We start from the raw sequence: 13,160 nt of genomic DNA on the forward strand, positions 1-13,160 counted from the left end.
GGCTTGTGTATTAGCACCAAAGCTAAAACAGCCAAATGATAGGAACCGGGTGCCTATTAATAAAACAATCCCTGCCGAAATTAAGCGAGGAGACAGATGAAAACAAAACAAGCAAAACCAGTGAAAGCCGAACAACTTAGAAGTTATTACGAAGAAAGCCGTGGCTTAGAACGTGATCTTATCAATGAATTTATAAGGTCGCGCAGAACGGCATGGCGTGTCGCGAGTACTGTGGGTCTTTTTGGCTTATTCGGTATGATATGTGGAGTTGTTGGATTTTCTCAACCAGCTCCAACTCCTTTAGTATTGCGCGTTGATAATACGACGGGTGCAGTTGATGTTATCTCAATCATGCGTGAACACGAAGAAAGCTATGGTGAAGTTGTAGATAGGTATTGGCTAAACCAATATGTGCTTAACCGCGAAACTTACGACTACGATACCATTCAACTGAACTATGACACAACAGCACTTTTAAGTGCGGCATCTGTTCAACAAGAATATTATAAAATCTATGATGGAGAAAATGCACGGGACAAAGTGCTTTCCAACAAAGCACGTATCACAGTTAAAGTACGATCAATCCAGCCTAATGGACTCGGTCAAGCAACTGTACGTTTTACGACTCAGCAACTTGACAGCAACGGTGCTGCTACTGGACCAAAGCAGCACCAGATTGCAACAATTGGTTACACCTATATCGGTGCACCCATGAAATCATCTGATCGATTGCTTAACCCCCTTGGTTTTCAAGTAACAAGTTACCGTTCTGACCCAGAAATACTGTTGAATGATTAAGGAATTGATTGTTATGAAAAAACTTGCGTTCGTTGTTCTATTGTCTTCGTTTTCTTCTCTTTATACGGTACCTGTGCAGGCGCTCAAAAGTCCATCAAATTCACAATATGATCACCGCATTCGCTATATAACATATAACGAAGCCGATGTGGTTCAAATTGAAACAGTTCTTGGTGTGGCAACACATATTATTCTTGAAGAAGGTGAACAGTATATAACTCATGCCTTTGGCGATTCTGAAGCCTATGCCTTTGCTCATAAAGGGCGGCATATTTTTATTAAACCAAAAGCAGAGCTTGCCAATACCAATCTCATCGTTGTAACTGACAAACGGAGTTACAAATTCCGACTACAGTTTCGGAATGACCGTGCGGGATCAACTTATGAATTGGCTTTCCATTATCCCGATTCAAACGATGAAAAGTCAGAAGAAAACAATAGACGCCTTGCGATTGAACGTGGTTTTCACCAAAGCGTCAACGGCTATAATCTCAGTTATACCATGAGCGGTCACCAAGATATTGCTCCGATAAATGCTTGGGACAATGGGCGTATTACTTATTTCAAATTTCCCGCTAACATGGATATGCCATCGATTTATGTCGTAGATGCTGAAGGAAATGAAAGCTTAATACCACGCACCGTTATCGGCAGTTCTAATGATATTATCGCCGTTCATAAGGTCAATCCTAAATGGCTCATACGGCTTGGTAAACGCGCTCTAGCTGTTTTTAATGAAGCCTATGACCCCAATGGCGGCGTACCAAACACAACAGGGACAGTATCTTCGGTGGTTTATCGTATCAATAAAGGAGGAAAATGATGTTTGACAATAAGGAAGGAGAGGGAAAAGGTACAAAACTGGATAACGTCGAGCAAAAACATATTGAAGGTACCTATGGAGGGTCGGAACTAGGTTCTGAACGTCGTCCGACAGTTCCAGGTACCCGTGCATTGTTAATGGTAGGACTTGTTGTCATAGTAGCGATACCGATTGCCTTGACTTGGAAAGCTTTTAAAATGCGTAATACCGTGGAAGTTGAGGAAGAAAAACCACAACAAATAGTACAGCAAATTATACCAAACTATGTCCCTCGGATTATAGAAGAGCCAAAAATTGTAGAAGAAGCAGAAAAATCAACACAAATAGAAGATTCAAGCCTAGATATTCCACCGGCCTTGAGTAAACTTCTTCAAACAGCCATTCCTCCACATATGCTCCAAGATTCTGAAGAATTAGCACGCAAACGTATGCTCAGTTCTAGCCTTAACAACGGTGGTAGCGAAGGATCTACAGATACGAATAATAAAGCATCGAATAATGATACAGGTAATGGCGTATTATTTGATAACCTTCAGCCCGTGCGTTTAGGTCAATCACATGCGATGCAACTTCGTAACCGTGACTTTTTGATTACACAAGGAACGCAAATAGATTGTACGTTAGAAACAAAGATCATTACATCACAACCCGGAATGACGACGTGCTATTTAACACGCGATATTTATTCCACAAGTGGACGTGTTGTTTTGCTTGACCGTGGTTCTAAAGTCGTTGGTTTTTACCAAAGTGGCATACAACAAGGACAAACGCGCGTGTTTGTGCAATGGTTACGCATCGAAACGCCTTCTGGTGTTGTTGTCAATCTTGACTCACCAGGCACAGGTCCTCTGGGTGAAGCGGGTATTGGTGGCTGGGTTGACAGACATTTTTGGGAGAGATTTGGTAGTGCAATTATGGTAAGCATTATCGGTGATTTAGGAGAATGGGTAAGAGGAAAAGTTAATAAAAGCAGCAAAGAAAATAAAGAGAATTCACAAAATAAAGATGCTCAGAATGCTGAATCTATAGCAATCGATGTTCTTCAAAATTCCATCAATATCACACCAACACTTTACAAAAACCAAGGCGAACGAGTAAATATTTTTGTTGCTCGTGATCTGGATTTCAGCAATGTCTACAGTCTCGTCACACGTTAACCCGATACAGAAAGATCAAGCAGTTTTTCAGCTTCTGCAACCGCTTGATTGTTTCTTAGAAGATCCCACGATCACTGAATTATCGATTTGCCGCCCCTATGAAGTATGGACGAAAAGCTTTAAGGGTTGGCAAGTACATAGCGTACCAGAGTTAACAACCACTTTTTTGCAAACGCTTATTACAGCTATTATCGTTTATAACGGTATGGCTCCCAGAAGTATTAATTATGTGCTCTTGCCTGGTGGACAACGTGGTACAATTATACAAACACCAGCTGTTGTTGATGGTGCTCTTTCCTTTGTAATTCGTAAACATTCTCTTATAGTTAAGACGTTAGAAGAACTCAAAGAAGAAGGGGCATTTGACGATTTTTCTGATGTAAGTTTTAATAAGCCTTCAGCAAAAGAAGCCAATAACTTGTTATCGAAGCAGGACTTCACACGGTTGGAACCATTTGAAGTTCAACTTTTGCAACATAAACGTGATGGAAAAATTCTTGAATTTTTACAAGAATGCGTCCTTCACAAACGCAACATTATTATTGCAGGTAAAACAGGATCTGGTAAAACAACATTTGCCCGCTCTTTAATTGAAAAGGTTCCTGTAGAGGAGCGTATTATCACAATTGAAGATGTTCATGAGCTTTTTCTACCCAATCATCCCAATCATGTACATATGATTTATGGTAACAATGTAGGCCGTGTTTCAGCTGAAGAGTGTCTAGATGCGTGTATGCGTCAGTCGCCCGACCGAATTTTTCTCGCTGAATTGCGAGGCAATGAGGCATGGGAATATCTCAATTCGCTCAACACTGGCCATCCCGGATCGATTACAACGACGCATGCCAACAGCGCTTTGCAGACATTTGAACGATGTGCCACCTTGATTAAAAGATCAGAAGTTGGCCGGCAACTCGAGTTAGAAATGATAAAAATCGTTCTCTATACAACAGTTGACGTAGTGTTGTTCTTTAAAGATAGAAAACTCTCTGAAGTCTTTTACGACCCAATTTTTGCTAAATCAAAAATCACTTAAGGGGAGCTTCCTCTCTCGGTAAGATGATACAAACAAACAATAGCCGTAACTAATTGTTACGGCTATTTATTTAACTTTTCCTATTCTCTTTTCTTTTCCAATGGATCTTCTACACTCTTCATGAATAAAAGAAGAAAAAAGTTAATAGACAACAACTCTACGAGAAAAACAAATTATACATAAGGCTCTCTCTATTCTCTTACCTTTGATCATTCTTCCCATTTATCTTTTGAAAAAGTATGTTTAATGCAAAAAAATAGCTATAAAATAAATATTTCAACAAAAGAAAAGAAGAAATTTTGATTCGCATATCAATGAAAGCTTCGTAAAACAGGTCCTTTCAATCATAATAAATAATTATCGTCAATCAAGACCAAAACTTATCGTTTAAAAATTCTAAGCGCTATTTTCAAGTGATTAATAAATATGTTTTTTCACCAAACAATCTCCAGATACGGAAAACCTCATACGAAATAAACTATCATTTCGATTTAGCATCCATAAACCACATTCTATTTGGTAATAAAAAGTATAGTGGCATATCGACGTCTTCTTCGGACGAAGAAAGATTCTTAACCTACGGCTGTTCGTAAACAACTAAATTTCTCTTAAGCAAGCTTTGCTAACCATATCACGTAGCTTATGTCCCCATCCTAAAGAGGATATCCATAGACTACACAGGTAAGCTCTACTCTCTGAATATTCCTGCTCTCTTCTCTGCACCTCAAAAAGCAAAAATTCCTAAAAGCACAGATATACAATCCCTCTTCTTAAGCCACGTCACATTGATTTATAAAGAGTGTTCATTATTTTGCGTGTTGGATAAAAGATCTTAATACCGTAAGATTCTCTCATTTCAAAGCTGTCTATTAACCAAAACCATGCTCTTGCACATTACAAGCGAATAAAGCCGTATAGAATGAAACTGTACAAAAAAGCACTAAAAATACCTTTTATAAACCATCCAAAATGCCAAAAACTGTCGCAACATTGGGAGTTTGCAAAGTGTCTAATGGCACCCAACTTGCTCTTTTATGAAGTGTAAAAATGGAGATGCTCTATAAATTTTATATTATTCATCGGAGCTTTACCATTATACCATCCACGAGCACTGTCGCGAAATGAGCTGGGGCTCCTTAAAGATAAGGTTTCTTTAAAACAAGCGCATAAATTGACAAGCCAGGTGTATTTGGGTTGGGGCGTTCTGTTTTGTATAAGGATTGTGATCTTATTAAAAAACGAGAGAAACAAAAGCGTGAAGCAATGCATAATCTCTATTATTTAAAAGACATTACTCTAGATACTTTTGAAAGTCATAAAACTGAACTAAAAAATGACGGCAAAATAGAAACTGGTTTGCACCTTTACAGCTTCATATTCTCCTCAAATTAGGAGGCTGTATACCGATTTCAAAGATTACGCCAACGAGAGATACGTAATACTCTTAACTCCCATCTGGTAAGTAAAAGCTGCAACAGCAAAAGCTTTTTTAGAAAAACAACGCCATAAAGTCATTAATGAACAGGCAATGAATTGGAGAAATGTTCCAGATTTTTATCAAACACTCTGCAAAACAACAATAATGATACAACTGGCTTTGCGTCTGCTTATTCTTACAGAGGTTTCTACCATCCCTTGCATCAATTCGTGAAAATCAGATTGAAGGGGATATATGGACAATTCTTGGCTTGAGAATATAAAAGGTCTGCGTAATACTACAGGAGATTTCAGCATACCCTTATGATCAGAAGCATTAAAAATTTTAAAACAAGCGTGCTTGTTTTTTCGCAATGATTTCTTTTTTCTGCAACCGGTCGTGGTCCTTATTAATGTGAGTTTCCTATCACAATATATAAGAGAGATTAGTCTGAAAACCTGTCCACGTAAATTTCGCTCTAGTTTACGTAATTGGCTAACAGACTCCACCTATCACACCTCAAAGGGTGAAGCTTTTTACACGCACGACAAGGCATTGATTTATAATGATAATTCACTGTTTTGCATATTGAATGAGAGTCTCGAATAACGTAAGATTCTCTCATTTCAAACCTCTCTATGTTGAATCAATCAAAATCATTCCCTTGCACGTCACAAGCGGGATGAATGTGTGGATAAAATTTATATAAGAAAGGACTAAAAATGGCTCTTATGAACCGTCTTAATGCAAGATCTGTCGCAACATTGGGGGCTGGCAAATATAATGATGGTGCTGGCTTGTTACTTCATAAGCGTAAAGATGGAGGTGCTCAATGGATTTATCGTTATACCCTTCACGGACGCCGCCGTGAAATGGGCTTGGGAGCGTTGCGAGATGTCTCTTTAAAACAAGCCCGTGAATTGGCAACTGGGTGGCGTTCTGTTCTTCGTGAAGGTCGTGACCCCATTAAAGAGCGTAATAAACAAAAGCGTGAGGCAATAAGCAATCTTCATTACTTAAAAGATATTGCCGTGGATGCTTTTGAAAGTCGTAAAGCTGAATTAAAAGGGGATGGTAAAGACGGAATCTGGTTTGCACCTTTAAAACTGCATATTCTTCCCAAATTAGGCTGTTTACCCGTTTCAGAGATTACTCAAACAGAGATACGCAATACCCTTGCTCCTATTTGGCATACAAAAGCTGCAACAGCAGAGAAAGCATTGATACGTCTTAATCTTTGTCTTAAACATGCGGCTGCGTTAGGATTGGATGTTGATTTACAAGCAACAGAAAAAGCACGTGCTCTCTTAGGCAAACAACGTCATAAAACGCAAAATTTTCCAGCTATGGATTGGAGAAAGGTTCCGGCTTTTTATAAAACACTTTGCGAAACAACAATGACACAACTGGCTTTACGTTTGCTTATTCTGACAGGCGTTCGTACAAATCCTATACGCCATATTCATAAAGATCAAGTTGATGGCGATATATGGACTATTCCTGCTGAGAATATGAAAGGAAGGCGTGATGCTACAACAGAATTTCGCGTCCCTTTATCAACAGAAGCATTAGATATTTTAAAACAAGCGCGCCTTTTATCTCGCAATGATTTCTTTTTTTCTGCAACAGGTCGGGGTCCCCTTTCTGCACGCTGTATGGCTCAATACATGCAAAAAATTGGACTTGATGCCTGCCTGCATGGGTTTCGTTCTAGTTTACGCGATTGGCTTGCTGAAACAACCGATGCCCCCTATGAGGTCGCTGAAACTATTCTAAGTCATACAGTTGGCGGCAAAGTAGAGCGTGCCTATCGTCGTACTGATTATCTAGAACAGCGCCGTGTTTATATGGATAAATGGGCGGCTTATGTCACGGGTCAATCTTAAGATATGGGGTGCATAACCCCATTATCTGTGGATAACTTTAGCTCTCTTCTCTCTCATTCTCTCTCAATAAGATTCATAAATTATCACATCAGAAATTATATGATAAAATATTGTTTTCTATGAATAAAATACCTTCAAAAATGAACCAAAATGTGGTTAATAAATAGTTATGATTTGTTCTCATTTTTTGATAGAAAGGATTTTAATATGACAGAAAATGATATTCTTTTGACAGACCGTGAAAGTGCAAAATTGCTTCATATGAGTGTCTCAACTTTCCGCCGTCATGTAACTAATGGCTCTCTCCCCAAACCCCTAAAATTTGGTTTTTTATCGCGTTGGTTACAATCGGATCTTTTGAATATAATCGAGCAAGCAAAACAGCAACGTTATAACGACGCGGCATAAAAAAACCTTGTCACATAAGGACGGACAAGGCTTTCTCAAACTCATCAACCTGGAGCTTTATTTGGTGTAAATTCAAAGCTTTCTCTGCTGAAGCAAGACCTAAGGTTTGCATTCAAGTTGTTCTGAATGCTTTTTACAATAAGGGCTATTTAAGCGTCTCTCAACACTTCGCTGAGGCATGACAGCACCAGGACGACATATGGGAAGGTTGTCTGATTTATGGTTCTCACACCAATCTTGTATTGTAAAGCTAGGGCGAAAACCTGATTGCGCCATACACATTTCAATACTGGCAAATTGATTCAAATCTAGCGCCACAACCTTATTAAGGTCCGGTACTCCACATTCTAAAAGTATTTTATTTCTCCATAATGCTGGAGAAAGTGAGGGAATTGAGTTAACACATCCAGTGATACTTAACAGAGCTATACAACTCAATAGTTTTAAGATTTTCTTCATTATTCCCCTCTTTCAATGGATTTATTTACAATAAACAGCTCATAAGCTTGTTGATATTTTCTGTCACCGCTGTTTAAACAACGGTGAACAATATTGAAATGGTTGGTTGAGAAAACAATTCCACCATTCCAAGCAAAGGCAAGGATGGCAGATTGTTGATCATCACTAAGGCTTGCATTCATCCGCGTTTTTATACCTTCTACAAAACGGGCTGTTTAAGCGCTTTTCGACACTTCTCTGTGGGATGACAGCACCAGGCTGACAAATGGGGAGGTTTTCCTCTTTAAAAGTATAACACGGACTCCCTCCCCCTTTATAACGGAATCCTGCTTGAATCATACATGTATAAGTTGTTGCTTTTGCATTGATGCTCTGCTTTCTATTTTCTGAATCAGGATCGATAAGACTCGGCATTCCACATTCTAATAAGGCTTTTCCTACCTCAGTAGAATCCGCACCTGACTTCTCCCACATACTCACGTACCCTGGAGCAGGTTTGTCAATGTTTTCAATGTCACATCCAGTAACCGTTAACAAAATGAGCAGGCTTAATAAATTAAAAAACATTTTCATTTTTTGTTCCCTGTTCTCGTTGAATAAAGTTTTTTAAAATCAAATGAACCGTAATTCCATCTACACGCATCACTCGCATCAGCATAACAATTATGGGGGCTCGGGTTAAGGCCCAAGACCGCTCTCCCCATCTCTCTGAGAGGATTAGTTGCTATAGTAAATAAACTGTTTGCTACAAATATCGTCATATAAAAAGGATTTTTTATACCTTTCTCCAAAAGTGAAAAATCTAGATTTAAAGGTGCCTTATAAGCCGTAGGCCAATTGTAACCAATCACTGTACTAATGGGGTCTAACATATGACCTTGTATGTAGTATAATTTTTTTCGCCATCGCTTAGATAATCTACTGTATTGGCCATCGATTGCATGTGAGCAGCCGCTCCAACAAGATAGAAGTCTGTTTTCTTGGCTACACTGTGGATACCATGTTCTTGCAAGTCATTTGCTCCATTGCGTATTGTTAAGGTACCCCGGCTATGCCCACTAACAATAGCATTGTCATTGCCATAACGATAGATAAAATCTTGGAACTTCTTGGTCGAATTACTCAATCCCCAAGTGCTACCCTCCCAAAACTTTTGATAATATGCTACCCCTAATTCTACCAGCACATCATCAGCTTGGGAAAGTATGTAAAATAAAGGGGACCATTTTTATTAACAGCCAATTGGACAGCATTACCCGCAGCATCATCTGGTGAATTAAAAATGCCATTGTAGAACATATAAACAGCACCATTAGGGCCTTTTTGTAAATGCTTTTCTTCCTCTGGCTTTAAAAAGTGATACAGAGTGATATATTTTCCATCACGGCCTTTTATAGGTTTTCCATTTTCATCGGTTAAATAGAGGACATTGCCATTTTCATCATGCGCAACCTCACCCACTGGATGGTCAACATAAAATGCCATTTTACGAACCCCATCCCATATATCAACCCATTCATCTACCCATTTATTTCTCATACCTAAACGATTACGCAATATATCCTCAAGCGGTGCGACATCTAGCTGTCCTACTGCCTGGTGTGCTGCTGCGGTGTTGCGGTTGAGAGAGCCAATGATTTGTCCAGCATCTTGCCCCATCGCCCTCTGTCCAGTTATATCAGTAAGGATGATAGTCCCATCGCTGATAGCAGATTTGGTTTCCCCTTCTGCTCCATCCTTGGCTTTGCCGTGATTTAAAACATTCTTGGCAATGTTTTTTATCGTGTCATTCCCAGAAATGCTAAACCCATGGCTGCTGGCTTTAGCATGGGCACTGTTGCTGATATCACTGGTGCTAATGCTTCCAGTGGTCAGGCTGTTTTTATCTGCCGGCGCGGTGCTGGCAATGATGCCTCCGGTCAGCGTTGTTTTGTCTTTAACTATGATATTAAAGCCGCCATCACCCGCTTTGATGCCTGATTGCTCCACAACACTATGATAATCGCTGGAGGATTTATCCTTTTGGAAAGAGGCGCTCATGGAGCCCCCACCACCCGTTTGTCCAGCACCAAACCCAACAGAAACAGAGTTTTGCTTGCTGGAAGTTTGTCCCGTATCACTGCGGCTGGTAATGGCAAAATCACCCCCTACTTCCATTTCTACACGCTCTCCAGAAACCACGGCGCCTGCCAATGTGGTGTTTGCCCCACTGTTGGTGTGAACTGTGCCACTACCTATAATATGGCTGTTTTTGTGTTGAACTTCCTCACTGGAACCTTCCCCTTGACTAAAAGCAGCACTACCCGTTGCCCCTGCGCCACCCGTGCCATAACCGGTGCCAACACTCATTGAAGCACTTTCACTGCTGTTTTGTGTGCTTTGCGTGTTTTGTGCACTTTCAAAGGTGATATCTTCACCTGCTTCCATAGTGATATTTCCGCTCTGTGCATCATTTTCCAGCACATAGATTGGATTGGTACCAGCAATAACATCAGCGCCAACACCATGGATGCTGCCTTTGTGGGCATGCATGTTAACAGCGCGTCCACCTTCTATGCTATCTGTCACTGCGGTAGATGTCTGAACAGATGCCTCCGTTTTTTCTGTTTTAAAGCCCACGGTTACACTGCCAGATGCACCAACCAGATTGGCAAGAGCATCCTTGGTGGAGCCCCCCAATCCTCCTAATGAGCTACTCAGTCCTTTGGTTGTGTTCCCCTTTTCCCCCGTATTGCCAGTCAGCCAATTAACAAAATTCCTGCCTTTGTTAAAGAGGTGATTGATTTTCATGCCAGTCAGTATGCCATTAATAACGGTGTTATTGCCATCCTTATTATTCATGTGATCTGCGGCATCTTTTAGTCCTTGTACCGTGCCAAGGACACCGATATCAACGGAAGTTGTCACACCAGCAAAAGACTTTTCATGCTTTTCTTTTGCGTTAGAGGTATCATAGCTTTCTGATAGGGTGATATTATTGCCGGCATCAATGTTGACATCACGATCCGCCGAAACAATGGTTGCTTGTAAATTCACATCATTGTCAGCAGTAATCTGCACATCTTGGCGTGCCGTGATGTGTGATTGTGTGGAAGTGGTTTCCCATTGATCGCCCGTATCTTTGGCGCTTGCAATTCCAAAACCTACAGAAGCACCGCTGTTGCTCTTTTCAAACTGAATGCCAAAACCTGTGCGTTCTTCCTTTGAGCTTGAGGAATGGCTATTATGACCAACAAGCACCTTGACATCACGCGCTGCCGAAAGGTTAATATTCTCACCTGCAAGATCAGAGCCAACAATTGTCACATCTTTTTTCTTGGCAGTGATGTTGATCGTACCATCCGCATTGAGAGAAGAACCTTGATGTTCAAAACTCTCTTCATTTTCTGTCTTTCCCTCACTCCCGTATATCGACACAAAGCCCTTGCCTGATCCCACACCAAAACCTGTTTCATGCTCCTCTGAATGGCTCTTATGATGATCTGTCATGCCATCAATCGTCACACTTTCTCCGCTCACATTGATATCTTGACCGGAAAGCAGATGAGAAGCAGAAATCTTGGCTTCTCCTTGTGCGTCTAACACGATGTTGCCCGTTGCCCCAAGGATAGAGGAGACCGTTGTGGTATGCGATTGAGATGTATCGGACGATTTCTCATGCAAAAAGCCACTTGATGACGATTGTGCTTGTTGATCCAAATGTTCTTGGGCGCCTTTGATAGTAATCTTTCCCCCAGAGTGAATGGTAATATCCGCTTGTTTCTGTTCTCCTGGTGCTTTCTCTCCTGACGTTTCCTCTGCCTTACCGGCTATGAGCGTCGAGGAGACAACTTCCGTGTTGTTTCCGGAATCAATGGCAATGCCTTCCCCCCCTGTTATGCTTGACCCCACAACTTGGCTCACATCCATCTTGTTATGCTCAGATTTGCTGCTACTGAATGCTCCACCCTCTTTGTGATACGACATCTCATAATGTAAGCTATCCTCTGCATTATTGATCAGGACATCGTTGCTGGCTTTCAGCCCTACCTTGCCATCAGCCGCAATGGAACTGCCTGTGATGCTAAGGTCATGCGATTTCCCATCCTGCCCTGCAATGACAGTGGTGTCACCTCCCGATTTTATCGAAGATCCAACGGCATGAGAAGCTTGCATGTCCACTTTCGTGTTTTTGGTGCGAAGATGATACTCCATCTCATCGTTTCTCACCCCTATTGTTATCTCCCCTTGGGCACCAAGAGCAACATTGCCCTTGGCATCTATATCGGAAGCAGCAATATGGATATCTTGACCTGAGATGACAGTGGTATCTTTTCCAGAACTTAAATGAGAGCCATTGTGCACGGCAACATGAGAAGTTTGATCCCCGCGATGGCTATTGGCACTGTTGCGCGTGGCATCAATCGAAACGTTTTCTTTTGCCTGTAAGGAAAGTTTATCCGTTGCTTGAACATCAGAGCCTAAGATATTCAAATCTTGTCCAGAGAGAAGTGTCGTCGATCCTCCAGAGTTTAACGCCGATTTATGATGCATGGTGGCATCACCCTGTTCATCATGGTAATGGGTTTCTGCTGAACCGATCGTCAAGTTGCCTTGTTCTGTAGCCATGGCAAGATCACCTCCGGTGGTGATCTCCACCCCTGAGGCTGTGATATCTTGCTTGGCAAGAACTGTCGCATTGCCACCAGTAGAAAGCGCTTCGGTGTTTAAAACGGTCTCCACGCCGTCAACCGTTGTGCGCCCTGCATCTAAACGAATATTCTTCTCCGCAAGGATAACAGCATCCCCACCCGCCGCAAAATGCCCCCCTTGACTGAGGATATCCCCGCCATGCACATGCAATTGGTGGTTTGCCGCAATCCGCCCTGAATTAGTTATTGTGGAATTGCTTGTATTTTGGCTGGTGATATTGACATCATCGCCCATGATCAAAGCCCCAGCAGAAACAAAGGAGGCTCTGTCTTTTTCAGGGATGTAAAGCACCGGTGCGTAAACATCCATGCCCTTGACCTGTTGGCGCACATAAATCACCATCGGGGCTTCTAGAGAAGCCAATTGTTCTTCACTCAAAGCCTCACCAAAGGGGAGATTGTGGGCTTTTGCATAGTCTGCCCCGACATCCAGCAAGGTTTTGACTTGTTCAATGGCATCACTTCCAGGAATAAAGGAACCTTTG

General features: G+C 41.3%; 10 protein-coding genes and 1 pseudogene. 7 read left to right on the plus strand and 4 right to left on the minus strand.

The features are described from left to right. From ACFILU_RS03785 to ACFILU_RS03815, 7 genes are all read left to right on the plus strand, one after another. The coding region (locus ACFILU_RS03785; protein WP_375674823.1) for a TrwH protein at window positions 1-100 on the plus strand (100 nt) is incomplete at its 5' end. Then, window positions 97-798, plus strand: coding sequence for a virB8 family protein (locus ACFILU_RS03790; protein WP_273790051.1), 702 nt, complete (start codon window positions 97-99; stop codon window positions 796-798). The genes ACFILU_RS03785 and ACFILU_RS03790, both read left to right, overlap by 4 nt. Window positions 799-811: 13 nt before the next feature. Beyond that, on the plus strand, window positions 812-1,621 hold the full coding sequence (virB9, locus tag ACFILU_RS03795) for a P-type conjugative transfer protein VirB9 (protein WP_273790052.1): 810 nt from the start codon (window positions 812-814) through the stop codon (window positions 1,619-1,621). Then, complete coding sequence (gene virB10, locus ACFILU_RS03800) at window positions 1,621-2,778, plus strand: type IV secretion system protein VirB10 (RefSeq protein WP_375643059.1); 1,158 nt, start codon at window positions 1,621-1,623, stop codon at window positions 2,776-2,778. Before virB9 ends, virB10 begins: the two co-directional genes overlap by 1 nt. Beyond that, window positions 2,753-3,814, plus strand: coding sequence for a P-type DNA transfer ATPase VirB11 (gene virB11, locus ACFILU_RS03805; RefSeq protein ID WP_375674814.1), 1,062 nt, complete (start codon window positions 2,753-2,755; stop codon window positions 3,812-3,814). Before virB10 ends, virB11 begins: the two co-directional genes overlap by 26 nt. 2,139 nt (window positions 3,815-5,953) lie before the next feature. Then, a complete protein-coding gene (locus ACFILU_RS03810; RefSeq protein WP_375674816.1) occupies window positions 5,954-7,117 on the plus strand; it encodes a tyrosine-type recombinase/integrase in 1,164 nt (387 codons plus the stop codon). Window positions 7,118-7,324: 207 nt separating this feature from the next. Beyond that, window positions 7,325-7,525 carry a helix-turn-helix transcriptional regulator gene (locus ACFILU_RS03815; protein WP_375674818.1) on the plus strand — a complete coding sequence of 67 codons (201 nt, stop codon included), beginning with the start codon at window positions 7,325-7,327 and terminating at the stop codon, window positions 7,523-7,525. Window positions 7,526-7,624: 99 nt separating this feature from the next. Here ACFILU_RS03815 and ACFILU_RS03820 read toward each other — a convergent pair whose 3' ends face one another. From ACFILU_RS03820 to ACFILU_RS03835, 4 genes and pseudogenes are all read right to left on the minus strand, one after another. After that, on the minus strand, window positions 7,625-7,984 hold the full coding sequence (locus ACFILU_RS03820; RefSeq protein ID WP_375608402.1) for a hypothetical protein: 360 nt from the start codon (window positions 7,982-7,984) through the stop codon (window positions 7,625-7,627). Continuing rightward, a complete protein-coding gene (locus ACFILU_RS03825; RefSeq protein WP_375674820.1) occupies window positions 7,984-8,166 on the minus strand; it encodes a hypothetical protein in 183 nt (60 codons plus the stop codon). Before ACFILU_RS03825 ends, ACFILU_RS03820 begins: the two co-directional genes overlap by 1 nt. Further along, window positions 8,150-8,557: a hypothetical protein gene (locus tag ACFILU_RS03830; RefSeq protein WP_375674821.1), complete on the minus strand. Its 408-nt coding sequence runs from the start codon at window positions 8,555-8,557 to the stop codon at window positions 8,150-8,152. The genes ACFILU_RS03825 and ACFILU_RS03830 overlap by 17 nt, the downstream gene beginning before the upstream one ends. Further along, window positions 8,554-13,160 (minus strand): annotated as a pseudogene (locus ACFILU_RS03835) (hemagglutinin repeat-containing protein); the annotation flags it as partial. The gene ACFILU_RS03830 and the pseudogene ACFILU_RS03835, both read right to left, overlap by 4 nt.

This window comes from Bartonella sp. CL100XZDX (assembly GCF_042195375.1).
GTDB lineage: Bacteria > Pseudomonadota > Alphaproteobacteria > Rhizobiales > Rhizobiaceae > Bartonella.

Bases quoted from the DNA above. Each gene is read 5' to 3' on its own strand.
- ACFILU_RS03790 (WP_273790051.1), top strand. From the start codon at position 97: ATGAAAACAAAACAAGCAAAACCAGTGAAAGCCGAACAACTTAGAAGT.
- virB9 (WP_273790052.1), top strand. From the start codon at position 812: ATGAAAAAACTTGCGTTCGTTGTTCTATTGTCTTCGTTTTCTTCTCTT.
- virB10 (WP_375643059.1), top strand. From the start codon at position 1,621: ATGTTTGACAATAAGGAAGGAGAGGGAAAAGGTACAAAACTGGATAAC.
- virB11 (WP_375674814.1), top strand. From the start codon at position 2,753: ATGTCTACAGTCTCGTCACACGTTAACCCGATACAGAAAGATCAAGCA.
- ACFILU_RS03810 (WP_375674816.1), top strand. From the start codon at position 5,954: ATGGCTCTTATGAACCGTCTTAATGCAAGATCTGTCGCAACATTGGGG.
- ACFILU_RS03815 (WP_375674818.1), top strand. From the start codon at position 7,325: ATGACAGAAAATGATATTCTTTTGACAGACCGTGAAAGTGCAAAATTG.
- ACFILU_RS03820 (WP_375608402.1), bottom strand. From the start codon at position 7,984: ATGAAGAAAATCTTAAAACTATTGAGTTGTATAGCTCTGTTAAGTATC.
- ACFILU_RS03825 (WP_375674820.1), bottom strand. From the start codon at position 8,166: ATGAATGCAAGCCTTAGTGATGATCAACAATCTGCCATCCTTGCCTTT.
- ACFILU_RS03830 (WP_375674821.1), bottom strand. From the start codon at position 8,557: ATGAAAATGTTTTTTAATTTATTAAGCCTGCTCATTTTGTTAACGGTT.